Here is a 15,387-nt window from a genome sequence, read left to right on the forward strand (position 1 = left end):
ACCAGAGACGTTAGCTCATCAAGTAGCCGCCCTTGAGGCGGTTTCATGCCGAAAGGAAATCACCTTGAATATGCACCTTGGCGATACCCGCCTCTTGATTGAGGCAGGTCGAGAGCGTGGACTATTGCGCAATCAGATGGCGTATGTGTTGGCCACGGCTTACCACGAGACCGCACACACGATGAAGCCGATCAATGAGATGGGCGGTGATAAATACCTCCGGTCAAAGAAATATTGGCCGTATATCGGTCGTGGATACGTCCAGATCACTTGGAAGGCCAACTATGAAAAGGCTGGGAAGGTGCTCGGCGTTGACTTCGTGTCGAAGCCCGAACTTCTCCTGCAGCCCAAATATGCCGCTCCAATCATTATTGCTGGCATGGTCGAAGGTTGGTTCACTGGCAAGAAGCTGTCGGATTACATCACCCTGCAGAAGTCCGATTTCAAGAACGCTCGTCGGATCGTCAATGGCACGGACAAGGCCGAACTGATCGCCGGATATGCCAAGGATTATGACAAGGCACTTCTTGCTGAAGGCTACGGCGTTGACCAGGTAGTCACTGCTCCGGCTGCCGAGGTAGTTCCTGCACCCGTCGAGGAAAAGCCAATCTCGAAATCGTCTCGCTTCTGGACGTGGTTCGGATCGGGCGGCGGTGCTGCCGTCATGCCGTTTGTCGACTGGAAAGTGCAGCTGGTCATTGTGGCCGCAATCATCCTCATTGCCGGATACGCCATTTTCACCATGCCACAGGCGAGGGCCAAGCTTGAAAAGCTGGTCGATGCGTTATGACCGCGCTCTGGGCGCTCATCCCCAACTGGCTGAAAGTCGCGCTCGCTGCCCTTGCTGTTGCCGCACTTATTGCTGGCGGTAGCTATCTCGCCGGAAAGCTCTCAGGCAAGGCCAGCACGGAAACCAAGATTGAAAGACAGAACAATGAAGCCACAGGCAAAGCTCTGGATGCTGCTCGCTCTTATGATGAGTGCATTGACGCTGGCGGGGTGTGGACATTCAGGACCGGCAAATGTGAGCGGCGTTCGTAATGTTCTCGGAACCGATCTGCTGGGCGCTCGCGGGGCAACCGAGGCAGACCAACGAAAGATCGACCGCACCATAGTGCGCGGTTGTGCAGGCGGCGTCTGGTCGAAAGACGAGTGCGCTATTCACGACAAGAAGTAATAGGGGCAACCGGGCGGATGGATGCAACGAACATGCCGGACACTGAAAACGATCTTCGCTCACGTGTGGTCAATCTGGAGCATACGGCTGCCGCCAATGTCCAGAGGCTCACGTCAATCGAAAGCCGTCTCGTGAAGTACGATATCGATGATGCGCGCAAGGATGAGCAGATGAAGACCATTCAGAACCAAATCACGTCACTCGACAAAAAGTTTGACGATAAGGTGAATGGTATCGCTAGCTCTCTGAAGTCGATCAACATGTACATCATCGGCGGGATTATCGCCGGGATCATCGGCTTCATGCTGAAGGGCGGATTTCACATACCAGGCTAATTACTCGTCCGGTGCCGTGCCAGTCTCGCTTTGATGAATAGCGATGGCTGCTTCGACCATGGCCGTTGCAGCTTCCGTCCGGTTCCAGCCTGCGGCCTCTGCCGCGTCCAGAGCTTCCACAAGCTTCCCAGCAATCGCCTCCTGTAGGTCCATTTCCCGGTCTGGATAGTCGCCTTCTTGCTTCGGCTTGATCATGTGTCTCTCCCTTTGCGAAGAGAATAGCGCGGTTATTCGCGCCGTCCAGTCAACACATCTTCGCCTTCCTGTTTGTGAGCGCGACAAAGCCAAAGCTGGCCATTCGACAATTTATAGCCAAAGGTTCCCCACTCCTTACAGCCTTTGGCATCACACCAGTGCTCAAACAGCTTTCCAGCCTTCGCCACGTGTGCATTGTCATTCTTATATTCGCTCATTTGTACCAGTACTTTCCGTCATTCCACATATACGGTCGCTGAAATTCCAGGTTTTTTCTATCTCGCAATTCTTCAAACATCCGTTTCACTAGGCTTACGACTTCTCCCTTGTCCTCGCATACTCCGTAAGGAAGGTCTTGGAACGGGCTACGACAATCAATCAAACACCATTTCCACGTTCCCGCACTCGGCCCAAAGTCGCTTCTCAGGATCCGGCAGAAGTTGCCCCATTCAGTATATGCTATGAAGTCACCGGAACAGGTCTGGCCGCCAATGATCGTTCGACACCATTTCAGTTGCATCATTTCTCAGGCAGTCCGTAACTGATGAAGTTGCCCGCTTTGTTCCCGCACTTGCTGCAAACAAGCCGTGGCTCGATCTCTTCCAGCGTTACCCACTCTCCGAAGCGAGCGGCCATAAGCGGGGCTGTCTTTTCCAGATAATGCCGACAACGCGCACAGCTAAAGCGCACGACGTTTCGCGGGCGCAGTTCTCGCAGTACCGTTCGCATTTCATTTCACGAAGATTGTCGGCTTCCAACCACGTGCAAAGCCCATCGACATAGCCAGACTGGCATATTCGATCTCTTTTACGAGAAAATCCCGATCTTTCAGAAGTGCCTCAATTGCGGCCCGCGCATCGCCCTTGTGGTAGGCAAGAACCAATTCAATTTCGTCGTCGTATTCATTTCCCTGCGCAACTGCATTCATTGTCCTGCTCCAGTGAAGCAGACACACACGCCACCAAGCATGCCTGTGGGGTTATCGGGCCGCCTTCCGATGTTCCTAAAATGTTCTCACATGAGGTTAGAGTCAACTGACATTCGGAATGATGACTAGTATCTCACGGGCAAATGCGCAAATTCGGGAGGAAAAGGTTAGGGGGAGAGGTGGGATTATTCAATGATTTCAATGGGGCGTGGTTACAGGCGAGTTAGGGAGGGAACATAAAATTATTATTATTATTCAGTAAGTTATATCAAATTCGCCTAATCTGCTGCCGAAATTCATGGGACGCACTATCCGCGACGATGCCATCAAGGCGGAAGCCGAACTGTTGGCTGGCATAAGGGTCTTGGGGCAGGGCGAAAGCGAAGCAGCTCCTGATCTTGTGGGGCGCATCTATAAGGTGGAACAGGCATCAGGAAAGACCGTGGCCCAGATTGAGGCGATGACCTCTGTTGAAGACGCCATAACCATTGAACGGGTCAAACGTGCTGGCAAGATCATCGGCCTCGCACCCAATCTCCATCTGGAAAGGGACGACATCGTTCTTGTGGCCGGCAGGCGCTCAGGCGTTGTCGCTTCTGGCAACAAGATCGGCACCGAATTGCAATCTTCTGAAGGCATGGATGTCGTCGTGCAAATCCGTGACGTGACGATCACTTCACCGGATTATATCGGCAAGACCGTTGCTGCGATCAAGGAGAATATAAGCTCTGAACTGCGCCATGGCGTCTATGTTATCGGCGTCAAACGGGCCGACAAGCCTTTGCCGCTGCAACCTGATACGGTCATCAGTGCTGGCGATGTCGTTTCACTCTACGGAACCGATCAGGATTTGCAGCGTGCGGCGAAGTCTATCGGTCCGGTGATCGTTCCAAGCGATAAGACCGATTTCGTGTTCCATGGCCTCGGTATCGCTTTCGGTCTTCTGATTGGTCTGGCTGTCGTGCGTATTGGTTCGATACCGCTGACACTCGGCAGCGGCGGCGGAGCGCTTCTGTCAGGTCTGCTATTCGGTTGGTATCGCAGCCGGAACATGACCATCGGCAACATGCCGACCGGTGCCTCCACATTGCTGCGCGATTTGGGCCTCGCTGGCTTTGTTGCAGTTGTCGGCCTCCAATCAGGTCTGCAGGCCGTGCAGACAATTATCAGCAGCGGTCTCACCATTTTCCTGATCGGTGTGGTCGTAACCATTCTGCCGCTGATCATCACGATGTTCTTTGGCCGTTACGTGCTGAAATATGACAATGTGGCTATATTTGCTGGCGCTCTTTCCGGGTCGCGCAGCGCAAATCCTGCCTTCGGCGAAGTGCTCGACAAGGCAGGCAATTCCATTCCTACCACCCCGTTCGCAATCACCTATGCGCTTGCCAATGTCTTTTTGACATTGCTCGGGCCGTTGGTGGTCGCTTTCTCCTGAGGAGTAGATCATGGCGAAGACTGATTATAGCAAGTATGCAAAGCTAAGCCCGTTCGAACTCAAGGACGCACTGATCCAGCTGGCTTCAAGCAAAGCTGATCTGACCATGCTGAACGCCGGGCGCGGCAATCCGAATTTTCTGGCTACCCTACCGCGTCGTGCCTTTCTGCGACTAGGGCTATTTGCAGTCGCAGAAGCCGAACTTTCCTATTCCTATATGTCGACAAGCGTGGGCGGTTTGCCGAAAGTCGAGGGAATTGAAGGGCGTTTCCAGAGATTTCTCTCTGACAATGGCGACCAACCCGGGGTGAAGTTTCTCGGGCGTGCACTGTCTTATGTGCGTGATCAGCTGGGCCTTTCCCCATCAGAATATCTGCATGAAATGGTGGAAGGCATTCTTGGGTGTAACTATCCGGTTCCGCCGCGCATGCTGAAGATCAGCGAAGAGATCGTGAAGCATTATCTCGTGCGCGAGATGATCGGCGGTTACATGAGTTCCGATAAACTCGATATATTCGCGGTTGAAGGCGGAACTGCTGCCATGACCTATATTTTCGACACGCTGAAACAGAACAAGATACTTGATGAAGGCGATACAGTCGCCATCGGTATGCCAGCTTTCACGCCCTACATCGAAATACCGGAACTGAACAATTATCGGTTGAAAGAAGTGCACGTCAATGCCGACCCGCATCAGGGCTGGCAATATCCCGAAGCGGAGCTGAACAAGCTGCTCGACAAGTCGGTCAAGGTCTTCTTCCTGATCAATCCGAGCAACCCGCCGTCGGTCAAGATGGATCAACGCGGCCTTGAGCAAATCGCGCGGATCGTCAAGGAAAAGCGTCCCGATCTCATGATCTTGACGGATGACGTCTACGGCACTTTTGCAGATGACTTTAAGTCGCTCTTTGCGATCTGCCCTTACAATACAATGCTTGTCTATTCTTTTTCCAAGTACTTCGGAGCAACCGGCTGGCGTCTTGGTGTTGTCGCCATGCAGAAGGACAATCTTCTGGATGAAAAGCTCAAGAACCTCCCGTCTTCGGCGAAGAAGGAAATGAATGAGCGCTATTCCTCACTAACGCCGGATGTCTCAAAACTGAAGTTTATTGACAGGCTTGTTGCCGACAGCCGCACTGTCGCGCTTAACCACACAGCAGGGCTATCAACGCCGCAGCAAGTGCAGATGGTTCTGTTCTCGCTTTTCGGTCTGATGGACGAAAAGGATTCCTACAAGGCCGAACTCAAGAAGTTGATCCGTCACCGTGAAGCGGCGCTTTACCGCGAGCTTGGGCTGGAACCACAGTCCGACGAGAATGAAGTCGATTATTATACGCTGCTCGATCTGGAAGATATCGTTCGCCGCCTCTACGGCGATGATTTTGCGGCCTGGGTGAAGAAGAATATCTCTCCAACAGAATTGCTTTTCCGTATCGCAGATGAAACCGGCATTGTTATGCTTCCGGGCACTGGCTTCGGTACTTTGCAGCCTGCAGGGCGTATCTCGCTGGCGAACCTCAATGAGTATGAATATGCCGCTATCGGACGTTCGCTGCGGCGTATGGCGGAAGAGGTTTACGACAAGGAATTCAAGCCAAAGAAGAAAAACAAATAAGTTGTTGGGCAGGGGCGCGAAAAGCGCCCCTTCGGCCATTAGACTGACGACAGAACCAGCAAGTCGCGGCGGACGTCATCACCGTTGCCGCTTATGAGCTGCTTCTCGATATCCGCATGTGTGGCTTTCCATATCGGCACCGCTGCAGCAAGGGCTGCTTTTCCCTCTGGCGTGAGTTGCAATAAACGCTCGCGCCGGTCCTTTGGGTTGATAACGATCTCCACCCAACCTTGCCGCTGCAATGGCTTCAACGCTGCAGTCAAAGTCGTCTGATCCATGGCCAGAAGCTCAGCGACCGGCTTCATTGGCGGCGGTGCCGGGCGATTGAGCGACATCATCAGCGAGAATTGGCCGTTGGTCAGCCCAACTGGACGCAGAGCGTCGTCAAAGCGGCGGGCGAGCGCACGTGCGGCACGCTGAACATGCAAGCAAAGGCAGGTATCACGAACCAGAAGTGTTGTTTCAAAGGGTACATCGAGGCTATTTGACATGATTTATTAATATTGATATCAATGTAAATCGTCAAGCGGGAACATTGATATCTGGGCATAGACAGGGAGCAAAAGCCGGAGGAGGGCTTGCACCATGAATGAGGTCGTATCCCGAGAAGTTTGGCTTGAGGCGCGACGTGCGCTTCTGGCAAGTGAAAAAGAAGCCACTCATCTGCGCGACAAGGTCAATCGTGAGCGGCAGGCACTGCCATGGGTGAAGGTTGATAAGGATTATGCATTCGATACGCCTTCTGGTCGGAAGTCGCTTTCCGAACTGTTCGACGGGCGTAGCCAGTTGCTGATCTACCATTTCATGTTCGGACCCGACTGGGATCAAGGTTGCACCGGATGTTCGTTCCTTGCTGACAATCTTGATGGTGCCGTGACTCATCTCAACAATCACGACGTCACGCTAGTTGCCGTTTCGCGCGGGCCTCTGGCAAAGCTGGAAGCCTATAAGAAGCGGATGGGCTGGCATTTCCCATGGGTTTCGTCAGAAGGCAGTGATTTCAACTTCGATTACCACGTCTCCTTTACGAAGGATGAACTCGAGAATAACCGCGTTTTCTACAATTTCGACAAGCTGGCTGCAGAAGATGCTTTTGATGAGCTGCCCGGCATGAGCGCTTTCTACAAGGACGAAAGCGGTGCCATCTATCACACCTATTCCAGCTATGCCCGAGGCATCGAGGAGTGGATAGGCACTTTGATGATCCTCGACCGCGCCCCCAAGGGCCGGAATGAAAATGGCACGATGCATTTCGTCAAACGGCACGATGAGTATGAAGCACAGGCTTCCAAGCACAGCTGCTGCGGCTGATCATTCAACTGTGAAAGAAATCCAAGGGAGTACTTTCAATGAAAAACGGCTCTTCTCCGTTCGTCTGGTATGAACTTATGACAACAGATGCTGACAACGCACAGGATTTTTATACAAAAGTCGTCGGCTGGACAGCGAAAGATGCCGGGGTTCCCGGCATGAAATATACATTGTTCGAAGTGCCCGGATGCATGATTGCAGGCATGATGTCGATGGCGGATATGCCAAAGGAAGATTGCGGAGGCGAACCCGGCTGGATCGGTTATGTCGGTGTCGCAAATGCAGACGAATATGCCAAAAAGGTTGAAGCAGAAGGTGGCAAGGTGCTCAGAGCAGCGCAGGATATCCCGGACATTGGACGGTTTGCGATCGTTTCGGACCCGCAAGGTGGTATCTTTGCACTTTTTGAACCGAAAGACGACATGCCGCCACCGGCTGACTTCGGTTCGCGCAAACCGGGGCATCCGGGCTGGCATGAACTGTATGCTCAAAACTGCGAGACGGTATTTCCGTTCTATGAGAAAGTTTTCGGCTGGAAGCTCTCACGCAATTTCGACATGGGGCCTATGGGCAATTACAAGGTGTTCAGTGTCGATGGCGCCGATCACGGCGGTATCATGACCGCACCTCCCGGCACTCCTGTTGGCTGGGGCTTCTACTTCATGGTCGATGGCGTGAAGAATGCTGCCAGCCGGGTCAAGTCTCTCGGCGGAGCGGTTTTGCAAGAGCCGATGGAAGTACCGAACGGCGAATGGGTTGTTCAATGCAAGGATCCGCAAGGTGTGAACATCTCGCTCGTGGCGCCAAAACCGTAGGATAATTGCGCCTTGCGATTGACTGCCGATACATTTGCGATGATTGGTTGGACCATCGAAACGTATCGGCGGAAGATCGATCATGCACGACAGAAGGATGCGTCAGTCTCGGCAGGCAGGTACTGTTTTTGCCGCGGATGTTGGTGGGTCCTTCATTCGGCTGGCCCGCTCTGTACATCCGGGACACATCGAACTTCTTGAAAAGTTGCCGACCCCTGCAAACAGTTGGGATGAGTTCGGGGGCGCATTGGAAACTGCGCTTCGAACCCGCGTATCGGACGAGGCGGGGCCACTTGCACTTTCCATCGCTGGATTGGTTGATCCAGTAACTAGTTCCGCTTTCTCGGCGAACATTCCTTGCATCACCGATCATAGATTAAGCCTTGAACTCGGCGAGCGATTGCAGCGACAGGTGATCGCCGCCAATGATGCTGATTGTCTGGCCCTTGCAGAAGCTATCGAAGGGGCCGGTAAGGGGCACGACATAGTTTTTTGCGCAGTGCTGGGCACAGGTGTTGGCGGCGGGCTTGTTATCGACGGTCGATTGGTTCGCGGTAAAGCCGGTTTGACTGGCGAATGGGGGCATGGCCCGATCCTCAACACGTGTGTAGAAATAGACGGACAAACAGTGTCGGTTCCTCGCTTCGATTGTGGCTGCGGTCAGAGCGGTTGCGTCGATACGATTGGCGGCGCGCGCGGGATCGAAAAGCTGCATCAGTTTCTGAACGGTATAGATGCGAGTAGCCATGCGGTCCTGCAGGAATGGCTGGAAGGCAAACCGGAGGCGAGACGGACGATTACCGCTCATCTCCAGCTGGTTGCCGATCCGCTTGCAGCCGTCGTCAACATAACAGGCACGTCGATTATTCCGGTTGGTGGTGGACTTGCTACTGCTTCCGAATTGATCTCCGCACTTGATACGGCCGTCAGGGCCAGAATTTTGCGGAAAATGAACCAGCCATTGGTCGTTCCGGGTGTATTCGGCAGTGATGGCGGTTTGGTTGGGGCCGCAATATTGGGGCATCAGACGTGAGCGTGTTACTTGAAGTCTGCGTAGATAGCGCCGAAGGGTTGCGGTCGGCAATTGAAGGTGGTGCGGATCGTATCGAGCTCTGTTCTGCGCTTGAGCTTGGTGGTTTGACTCCTTCGCTCGGATTGATGGAGCTTGCCTCGAAAGCGCCAATCCCGGTTTACACAATGATCAGACCGCGCGCGGGCAATTTCTGCTTTTCGACAGAAGATGAAGCCATCATGGTGTCGGATATTCGTAATGCCAGAAATGCCGGTTTGGCCGGTGTTGTCATTGGTGCTTCGCTGAGCGACGGTTCTCTTGATGTCGCCATGTTGGAAAGACTGGTTGCAGAAGCAAAAGGCCTTGGAACGACGCTTCATCGCGCATTCGATCTCGTTCCGAATATGGAGATTGCCGTGAAGCAAGCAATTGCACTCGGCTTTGAGCGCATTCTGACGTCTGGTTTGTCACAAACTGCGGAAAAGGGGCTGGATAATCTGCGGGTGCTGGCTGAGTTGGCTGGTGGCCGCATCCGCATCATGCCCGGCAGCGGCGTCAATGCGGAGAATGCGAGACGGATCGTGGAGGCAACGGGCGCGGCAGAGATTCATGCTTCATGCCGTGTCCCGGTCGAAGAGAAGGATTCTCGCGCTATCGCTTTCGGTTTTGCCGCAGGACAATCATTTCGGACATCAGCTCAGCGTGTAAGCGCTTTGAAAGCCGCCATAGAAAAAATTTGAAGGACGTTCATTCCAAATTTTGTAAGTCGCTGAGTGCAGCATTCATAAACTGATCGGCAAAAGAAATGGAAATTTCTCATACACTTTAAGGCGACACTTAAACCCTATTGCCACCCTGAAAGAGTTTGAGTAGAAGTGACATCACATCAAGAGTTGGGGAGACGCCCAACGCCAACCTGCCTCTCCGGGCAAGGTGGTACTCTCTGTAAAGAGAGGATGTGGCCAAACCGGCAAATATACGGATAAAGCCACTCGCGTCCTCCCCCAACATAAACTAGGGACCGACGCGACATGCCGATTAAAATTCCTGACGATCTGCCAGCAACCAGTGTTCTCCAGGCCGAGGGCGTCATGGTCATGCGCGAAGCAGATGCCATTCGTCAGGATATTCGTCCGCTGAAGATCGGCCTTCTCAATCTGATGCCGAACAAGGTCACGACAGAGACGCAGATTGCGCGTCTGCTTGGCGCGACACCGCTGCAGGTCGAGCTGACCCTTGTTCGTATCACCAACCATGTGGCGCGCCATACGCCTGCCGATCACATGTTGTCGTTCTACCAGCCGTGGGAAGAGGTGCAGGACCAACGCTTTGACGGTTTTGTCATCACCGGTGCTCCGGTCGAACGCCTCGAGTTCGAGGAAGTCACCTATTGGGATGAGATGCAGCGTGTCTTCGATTGGACGCAGACCCATGTGCACCGGTCACTGAATATATGCTGGGCCGCACAGGCTGCCGTCCATCATTTCCACGGCATGGGCAAGTACGAGCTGCCGGGCAAGGCGTCAGGCGTCTATAGCCAGCACAACCTTGCGCCGTCGTCTCCCTACCTTCGTGGCTTTTCGGATGATTTCAAAATCCCGGTTTCACGTTGGACCGAAGTGCGCAAGAGCGACATTCCAGCCGAGAGTGAGCTGAAGGTTTTGGTCGATAGTCCGGAAACGGGCCTTTGCCTGCTGGACGATCCACGTCATCGCGCGCTGCATATGTTCAATCACGTGGAGTACGACACAACGTCGCTTGCCGATGAGTATTTCCGCGACATTCAGGCTCAGCCTGAAACAAAGGTTCCAGCGAACTATTTCCCCGGAGATGACGCGACGCGCCAGCCGGAAAACCGCTGGCGCAGCCACGCACATCTTCTGTTTGGAAACTGGATCAACGAGATGTATCAATCGACGCCTTACGACCTGCAAAATATCGGGAAGCGTTAAGGGCACACAGTAAGGAAAGCGCGACCAGAATGCATCCGATCCACGGCAGGGCTTGCAAGTGCCAGTGCCGTAAAGCAAGTCCGCCCGTGGCCGTGCCAAGCGCTACGCCTATGTGCATGGCAGATAGATTGATCCCGACACCGGCATCTGCCGTTGCGGGATCGGTCGTGATGAGAAAGCTCTGAACGACGGGTGATATCATCCAGCTGATACAAGCCCAGACCATCAGTACCGCGCCGAAAATAGTGCTGGAACCTGTTGCAAGCGGTATCGTTGCTAACGCCGTCAGATAGAGAAGTGGCGTCAGCACGATAGCCAACCTTGGTGAAAGCTTGTCGACGAGCAGTCCACCGAGATAGCCGCCTGTCATTCCGGCCATGCCGAACGCCACCATCGCCCAGATGACTTTCTGTGAAGAGATGTGGACAGCCTCCAGAAGATAGGGTGACAGATAGGCGAACAAGACGAAATGACCGCCGATCATCAGGATGGAAACCAATTGTGCTGATACCAGCCGAAAGGATTTCAGGTGCGGCATATAAGGTGGCAAGCCACGCAGGCTTCGTCCTGCACGGGGCAGGGAAAGCAACGACAGGAGCAGCACCAAAGCTGCCGCCAGTGCCAGGCACAGGAAGACCGCACGCCAGCCCAGCCAATCGTTGACAATCATTCCCGTGGGGACACCGGCCACCATCGATCCGCTTATACCCATGAATATGATCCCGATGGCGCGTCCGCGCATTGCGGGACTAACCAGCTCTGTCGCCAGCATGGTGGCAATCAGGCAGACGACTGCACTTGCGGAGGCCATGCCGATGCGCGCGATAAACAGGACAGCATAATTGGAGCTAATGCTCGCGATGATATTGCTTGCGACGAAAACGCCCAAGGCGAAGACGAGGATGGCTTTCCGTTCGAAGCGCGTTGTTAGAACGAATGCCAGTGGTGCTGTGAGAGCGAAGGTAATCGAGAAGATTGATGTCAGCTGCCCGGCGGCACTGACTGAGACACTCAAACCGGGTGCGATGCCCGGAAGAATGCCGACGATAATGTTCTCGGCGGTGCCGGTAACGAAGGTTGCCAGCGCCAGCACAAATAACCGGATGTCCATATTTGCCATTCCCTTTCATGGTAACACCATGCGGGCAGCAAATGGCCCGGCATGGCGATATTGCATGCCGGGTTTCGAGGCAAAGCTTCGGTTATCCCTGATATAACCTCATAACATCCAAACTGGCTTCTGGCCAGTTTCTCGCTGTTTAGCTGGCGGCACGCGCCAGCCATCTGTGCCAGTCGTCCTCTGAGCCGTGGAAAACGTTCAGGTCAATCTTGCCGTTCACGCCCTGCGACAGACCCGACCCGGAATACTGCCAGAAGGTCCATGGGCGCCCCGGATAGACCTTCGACGGATGCTGGGCAACGGCACGCAGCCAGAATGGATAGTTGGTAAAGGCACCTTTCAGATTATCGTCATAGAAATCCGGTGCGGTATAGATGATTGGCCGCTTGCCATAATGTTGCTCCAGTCTGTCCATGAACACCTGCATCTTTTCCCGCACCTGCGCCGGAGAAGGTCGACGCTTGCAGGAGGAATCGCCGTTCCATTCTACGTCGATGACAGGTGGAAGCGCATCGGCTTCCTTTGGAACATTGCGGATGAACCAATCGGCCTGCTGGCTTGCCACGCGGCACCAGTAGAAAAAGTGGTATGCGCCGCGTTTGATGCCCGCTGCTTTCGCTTCGCGCCAGTTCTTGCGGAACATGGGATCGAGGTGGTCGCCGCCGTCGGTCGCCTTGATGTAGGCGAAGTTTGCACCTTGCGTGCGCAGTCTCACCCAATCGATATCACCCTGCCAGCGGGAGACGTCCACACCGTGCACTGCCAGCTTGCGCGGCGATGAGCGTCCAAAATTGATTGGTTTCGCATCACGAAAGCGGTGGCTGTAGACTTTCGATCGTTCCTGTGGTGCGAGGCGCACCGGCGGATAGGCTGCGACTTCCGGCTTTGGAACAGAGATGCGCGCCTGGGGGCGTTCCTGCAACTGCGGTTGCGGTGTAACGGGAGCGGGCGGCTCTGCCTTGAACGGACCCGCATCCGGAATGGGGCCGGCCCAAGCCAGAACTTCTTCCTGTTCGGCAGCTGGCATCGGCTGAGGTGCGCTCGCCATTTCGCTCAAGGGAGCGGGCGGAACCGGGCGAGCCACCGAACTTGTGGTCTCAGCCGATGTCTTCGACTGGAGCATAATGCTGTCGATGCCCGAACTTGACGTACAGCCCGTCAAAGCGGCGCAGGCAAGGGCAATGACTGATACAACCGAAGAACGCATGAGCACCCGTAACGCAAAACAAATGGGCTGCAACGCTCCCTCCGAGCTAATTGCTAATCAAAGCTTACCGGGAAATGCTGAATCCAAAGTTTACGAAATTGCTAATGCACATTCTCTAATTCGATTGTTCGAGAATTTTTATCAGCGCTGTTGCCGAATTCTCCAATGCAGTTTCATCAAATCCTGAGAATCCGAGGATAAGCCCCTGACGTGGCTTCAGTTTTGTATAGAGCGTTGATAGCGGATGAGCCTCGATACCAGCATCTGCGAGAATAGTGGCAAGGCGCGTATCGCTTTTCCCGTCTGGCAAAGCCAGCAGCAATGAAAGCCCGGCAGGAGGGGCTTCAATTCGGAAAAACTTCGGATCTCCGGGAGCGAGCGCTGCAATCAGTTTACGACGCCGCGATGCATGTATGCGCCGCATGCGCCTGATGTGCTGTGCAAAGGCTCCCGTTTCGATAAAACTGGCCAATGCCGGTTGGGCCAAGGGCGATGGCGCTGGGAATAAGGTTTGTCGCAGCGCCCTGAATCGAGTGGTCATGTGCGACGGTACAATCAGAAAACCGAGCCGCAGGAGTGGCGAAAAGACCTTGGAGAAACTTCCGATATAAAGGATGCGATCTGGATCAAGCGACATCAGAGATGGCAATGGCTGGCCGACATAACGGTGCTCGCTGTCATAATCGTCCTCGATGATGATGGCGTCGCGTTCCCTTGCCCAGGCAAGCAGTTCCAGCCGGCGCCCTAATGGCATGGTCACGCCTGTCGGGTGGTGCCGTGCCGGTGTGACAAACGCTCCACGCGCATTGTTGGCCTTGTCTCGCGCGGTCGAAACATCGAGGCCTCCGCCATCAATGGGGACGGGAATGATGTCGAGGCCGTTGACGCCAAGGATCTTGCGCGCGGGCGGATAGCCCGGTTCCTCCATCCACAGTCTGTCACCGGGTACAAACAGGGCCTCCCGAATGAGGGAAAGAGCGTCCGCGCTGCCGCCGGTAATGATAATCTGTTCTGGTGACACAATCATCCCGCGCCACTCGTGCAAATGACGGGCCAGTGAAGATCGCAAAAGATGAAAGCCGAACACATCGTCACTGCTTAACAGCTCAGGGGATGGGTTGCGCCAGATGCGCCCGAGCAGCTTCCCCCACTCGTCGTGTGGAAAATGATCACTATCAAATACACCAAGATGAAAAGGTTTGGCTTCCTCGTGATGTAACTGCGGCTGGACTATCGCGTCGAGGGGCGGATGGTCGACTGTCAGGCTGGTGTCGGGAAGTTCGGCGGTGACATGGGTTCCGGAACCTTGACGTCCTTCGAGATAGCCCTCGGCAATCAACTGGTCGAATGCCGCGAGAACGGTTGTTCGTGACAGGCCGAGTTCCAGAGATAAGGCGCGGGTAGACGGCAATCTTGAATCGGGTTTCAGGCGCCCGGCTAAAACCGCTTGTCTTATCTGATCAACCAGTTGGGCGGTCAGCGAGACATCACTGGAGCGATCAATCCCGAATTCTGGAAGTGTATTCGAAATTGGCATCATATTATTCTCTTAAAGTGGCTATTTTCTCAAAGCCACTATGACGGCAGTTTGGCCGAATATAAAGGAGAAAAATCGGCCATGACGACAGCCCCTTCTGAACGCAGCCGTGTAAAACGCTTGCATGAGCGCGGTGCCTATGACGCAGCCACGGTTCACGCAATCATCGATGCGCAGCCTCTGGCGCATGTGGCCTATGTGTTCAACGGAACGCCCTATGTCACGCCTACGCTGGTCTGGCGTGAAGGCGATTTCATTTACTGGCACGGATCATCCGCCAGTCGTATGCTGGAAAGTTGCGACGAAGCAGAAGTGTGCGTAAGCTTTACGTTGCTCGACGGGCTGGTTCTCGCTCGCTCGGCGTTTCATCACTCCTGCAATTACCGTTCGGTCATGGCTTTCGGGACAGCGCGCAAAATTTCGGACATCGCGGTAAAGGAACATCACTTGCACAGCTTCGTAAACGGCCTTTTTCCGGGTCGCTGGGAAGGCCTGCGGCCGATGATGGCAAAGGAGCTGAAGGCCACCATGCTTCTGGAACTGGAACTGAATGAAGCGTCAGCAAAGGTTCGCTCCGGTCCGCCGAAGGATGACGATGCCGATTATGCCCTGCCAATTTGGGCAGGCGTCATTCCCATGACCACCCAGATGGGCGCGCCGGTGGATGACGGTCGTATTCTGCCGGGCGTTGCTGCGCCGGATGCCATCATGCAGTTTGGTTATGTGGCTGAAGCGGCGGAATAGG

The 15,387-nt window shown here is 54.4% G+C and carries 19 protein-coding genes and 1 riboswitch; of the genes, 12 read left to right on the top strand and 7 right to left on the bottom strand.

Annotated features, from left to right (window positions below; translation table 11 throughout):
• Positions 1-70: 70 nt before the first annotated feature.
• From CES86_RS19900 to CES86_RS19915, 4 genes are read left to right on the top strand one after another with little or no spacing between them, the layout of a single operon-like run.
• Positions 71-790 (top strand): glycoside hydrolase family 19 protein, encoded by a 720-nt coding sequence (locus CES86_RS19900; RefSeq protein ID WP_094515181.1) that lies wholly within the window; start codon positions 71-73, stop codon positions 788-790.
• Positions 787-1,041, top strand: a complete 255-nt coding sequence (locus tag CES86_RS19905; RefSeq protein WP_094515182.1) for a hypothetical protein — start codon at positions 787-789, stop codon at positions 1,039-1,041. Before CES86_RS19900 ends, CES86_RS19905 begins: the two co-directional genes overlap by 4 nt.
• Entirely contained in the window at positions 935-1,177 is a 243-nt protein-coding gene (locus tag CES86_RS19910) for a hypothetical protein (protein WP_036586338.1), read from the top strand. Before CES86_RS19905 ends, CES86_RS19910 begins: the two co-directional genes overlap by 107 nt.
• Positions 1,178-1,209: 32 nt before the next feature.
• The gene (locus CES86_RS19915) at positions 1,210-1,512 is read left to right on the top strand and encodes a hypothetical protein (RefSeq protein WP_235819956.1); all 303 of its coding nucleotides are present in this window, start codon (positions 1,210-1,212) and stop codon (positions 1,510-1,512) included.
• Here the strand turns inward: CES86_RS19915 and CES86_RS19920 are convergent, their stop codons facing one another.
• The 3 genes from CES86_RS19920 to CES86_RS19935 form a co-directional block, all read right to left on the bottom strand.
• Positions 1,513-1,707 (bottom strand): hypothetical protein, encoded by a 195-nt coding sequence (locus CES86_RS19920; RefSeq protein WP_094515183.1) that lies wholly within the window; start codon positions 1,705-1,707, stop codon positions 1,513-1,515.
• A gap of 32 nt (positions 1,708-1,739) precedes the next feature.
• Positions 1,740-1,925, bottom strand: coding sequence for a hypothetical protein (locus tag CES86_RS19925; RefSeq protein ID WP_094515184.1), 186 nt, complete (start codon positions 1,923-1,925; stop codon positions 1,740-1,742).
• A 512-nt stretch (positions 1,926-2,437) separates the two neighbouring features.
• Positions 2,438-2,635, bottom strand: coding sequence for a hypothetical protein (locus tag CES86_RS19935; protein ID WP_094515186.1), 198 nt, complete (start codon positions 2,633-2,635; stop codon positions 2,438-2,440).
• Positions 2,636-2,933: 298 nt separating this feature from the next.
• On the opposite strand from CES86_RS19935, the gene CES86_RS19940 reads away from it, so the two are divergent.
• Positions 2,934-4,073, top strand: a complete 1,140-nt coding sequence (locus CES86_RS19940) for an aspartate-alanine antiporter-like transporter (RefSeq protein WP_235819957.1) — start codon at positions 2,934-2,936, stop codon at positions 4,071-4,073.
• 10 nt (positions 4,074-4,083) lie between these two features.
• Positions 4,084-5,688, top strand: coding sequence for a bifunctional aspartate transaminase/aspartate 4-decarboxylase (locus tag CES86_RS19945; RefSeq protein WP_094515187.1), 1,605 nt, complete (start codon positions 4,084-4,086; stop codon positions 5,686-5,688).
• 38 nt (positions 5,689-5,726) lie between these two features.
• Here CES86_RS19945 and CES86_RS19950 read toward each other — a convergent pair whose 3' ends face one another.
• Positions 5,727-6,179, bottom strand: a complete 453-nt coding sequence (locus CES86_RS19950; protein ID WP_012092903.1) for a MarR family winged helix-turn-helix transcriptional regulator — start codon at positions 6,177-6,179, stop codon at positions 5,727-5,729.
• Positions 6,180-6,273: 94 nt separating this feature from the next.
• Between CES86_RS19950 and CES86_RS19955 the strand changes: the two genes are divergently transcribed.
• The 5 genes from CES86_RS19955 (at position 6,274) to metA (ending at position 10,778) form a co-directional block, all read left to right on the top strand.
• On the top strand, positions 6,274-6,999 hold the full coding sequence (locus CES86_RS19955; RefSeq protein ID WP_010658684.1) for a DUF899 domain-containing protein: 726 nt from the start codon (positions 6,274-6,276) through the stop codon (positions 6,997-6,999).
• Between the two features lie 38 nt (positions 7,000-7,037).
• On the top strand, positions 7,038-7,814 hold the full coding sequence (locus tag CES86_RS19960; RefSeq protein WP_010658685.1) for a VOC family protein: 777 nt from the start codon (positions 7,038-7,040) through the stop codon (positions 7,812-7,814).
• A gap of 82 nt (positions 7,815-7,896) precedes the next feature.
• Positions 7,897-8,847 (top strand): ROK family protein, encoded by a 951-nt coding sequence (locus CES86_RS19965; protein ID WP_094515188.1) that lies wholly within the window; start codon positions 7,897-7,899, stop codon positions 8,845-8,847.
• Positions 8,844-9,566, top strand: coding sequence for a copper homeostasis protein CutC (locus tag CES86_RS19970; protein ID WP_029927546.1), 723 nt, complete (start codon positions 8,844-8,846; stop codon positions 9,564-9,566). Before CES86_RS19965 ends, CES86_RS19970 begins: the two co-directional genes overlap by 4 nt.
• Positions 9,567-9,704: 138 nt before the next feature.
• Positions 9,705-9,814, top strand: a riboswitch (SAM-I-IV-variant riboswitch).
• A 43-nt stretch (positions 9,815-9,857) separates the two neighbouring features.
• Positions 9,858-10,778, top strand: a complete 921-nt coding sequence (gene metA, locus CES86_RS19975) for a homoserine O-acetyltransferase MetA (protein ID WP_094515189.1) — start codon at positions 9,858-9,860, stop codon at positions 10,776-10,778.
• On the opposite strand, the gene CES86_RS19980 is transcribed toward metA, so the two are convergent.
• The 3 genes from CES86_RS19980 to pdxR all read right to left on the bottom strand — a co-directional run bounded on the left by CES86_RS19980 (position 10,723) and on the right by pdxR (position 14,645).
• Positions 10,723-11,898, bottom strand: coding sequence for an MFS transporter (locus tag CES86_RS19980; RefSeq protein WP_235819958.1), 1,176 nt, complete (start codon positions 11,896-11,898; stop codon positions 10,723-10,725). The two genes, metA and CES86_RS19980, sit on opposite strands and share 56 nt — an antisense overlap.
• Before the next feature lie 139 nt (positions 11,899-12,037).
• Positions 12,038-13,105: a glycoside hydrolase family 25 protein gene (locus CES86_RS19985; protein ID WP_012092909.1), complete on the bottom strand. Its 1,068-nt coding sequence runs from the start codon at positions 13,103-13,105 to the stop codon at positions 12,038-12,040.
• A gap of 115 nt (positions 13,106-13,220) precedes the next feature.
• Positions 13,221-14,645, bottom strand: a complete 1,425-nt coding sequence (gene pdxR, locus CES86_RS19990; RefSeq protein WP_235819959.1) for a MocR-like pyridoxine biosynthesis transcription factor PdxR — start codon at positions 14,643-14,645, stop codon at positions 13,221-13,223.
• A 78-nt stretch (positions 14,646-14,723) separates the two neighbouring features.
• Between pdxR and CES86_RS19995 the strand changes: the two genes are divergently transcribed.
• Complete coding sequence (locus tag CES86_RS19995; protein WP_029927536.1) at positions 14,724-15,386, top strand: pyridoxamine 5'-phosphate oxidase family protein; 663 nt, start codon at positions 14,724-14,726, stop codon at positions 15,384-15,386.
• The last annotated feature ends 1 nt before the right edge of the window (position 15,387 follow it).

Origin of the sequence: Brucella lupini (assembly GCF_002252535.1) — a bacterium.
Lineage (GTDB): Bacteria > Pseudomonadota > Alphaproteobacteria > Rhizobiales > Rhizobiaceae > Brucella > Brucella anthropi.

Excerpts from the sequence above, each read along its gene's own strand:
- CES86_RS19945 (WP_094515187.1), top strand. The coding sequence starts at position 4,084 with ATGGCGAAGACTGATTATAGCAAGTATGCAAAGCTAAGCCCGTTCGAA.
- CES86_RS19910 (WP_036586338.1), top strand. The coding sequence starts at position 935 with ATGAAGCCACAGGCAAAGCTCTGGATGCTGCTCGCTCTTATGATGAGT.
- CES86_RS19925 (WP_094515184.1), bottom strand. The coding sequence starts at position 1,925 with ATGAGCGAATATAAGAATGACAATGCACACGTGGCGAAGGCTGGAAAG.
- CES86_RS19955 (WP_010658684.1), top strand. The coding sequence starts at position 6,274 with ATGAATGAGGTCGTATCCCGAGAAGTTTGGCTTGAGGCGCGACGTGCG.
- CES86_RS19920 (WP_094515183.1), bottom strand. The coding sequence starts at position 1,707 with ATGATCAAGCCGAAGCAAGAAGGCGACTATCCAGACCGGGAAATGGAC.
- CES86_RS19995 (WP_029927536.1), top strand. The coding sequence starts at position 14,724 with ATGACGACAGCCCCTTCTGAACGCAGCCGTGTAAAACGCTTGCATGAG.
- CES86_RS19915 (WP_235819956.1), top strand. The coding sequence starts at position 1,210 with ATGCCGGACACTGAAAACGATCTTCGCTCACGTGTGGTCAATCTGGAG.
- CES86_RS19940 (WP_235819957.1), top strand. The coding sequence starts at position 2,934 with ATGGGACGCACTATCCGCGACGATGCCATCAAGGCGGAAGCCGAACTG.
- CES86_RS19980 (WP_235819958.1), bottom strand. The coding sequence starts at position 11,898 with ATGGCAAATATGGACATCCGGTTATTTGTGCTGGCGCTGGCAACCTTC.
- pdxR (WP_235819959.1), bottom strand. The coding sequence starts at position 14,645 with ATGATGCCAATTTCGAATACACTTCCAGAATTCGGGATTGATCGCTCC.
- CES86_RS19985 (WP_012092909.1), bottom strand. The coding sequence starts at position 13,105 with ATGCGTTCTTCGGTTGTATCAGTCATTGCCCTTGCCTGCGCCGCTTTG.
- CES86_RS19905 (WP_094515182.1), top strand. The coding sequence starts at position 787 with ATGACCGCGCTCTGGGCGCTCATCCCCAACTGGCTGAAAGTCGCGCTC.
- CES86_RS19900 (WP_094515181.1), top strand. The coding sequence starts at position 71 with ATGCACCTTGGCGATACCCGCCTCTTGATTGAGGCAGGTCGAGAGCGT.
- metA (WP_094515189.1), top strand. The coding sequence starts at position 9,858 with ATGCCGATTAAAATTCCTGACGATCTGCCAGCAACCAGTGTTCTCCAG.
- CES86_RS19950 (WP_012092903.1), bottom strand. The coding sequence starts at position 6,179 with ATGTCAAATAGCCTCGATGTACCCTTTGAAACAACACTTCTGGTTCGT.
- CES86_RS19960 (WP_010658685.1), top strand. The coding sequence starts at position 7,038 with ATGAAAAACGGCTCTTCTCCGTTCGTCTGGTATGAACTTATGACAACA.
- CES86_RS19965 (WP_094515188.1), top strand. The coding sequence starts at position 7,897 with ATGCACGACAGAAGGATGCGTCAGTCTCGGCAGGCAGGTACTGTTTTT.
- CES86_RS19935 (WP_094515186.1), bottom strand. The coding sequence starts at position 2,635 with ATGAATGCAGTTGCGCAGGGAAATGAATACGACGACGAAATTGAATTG.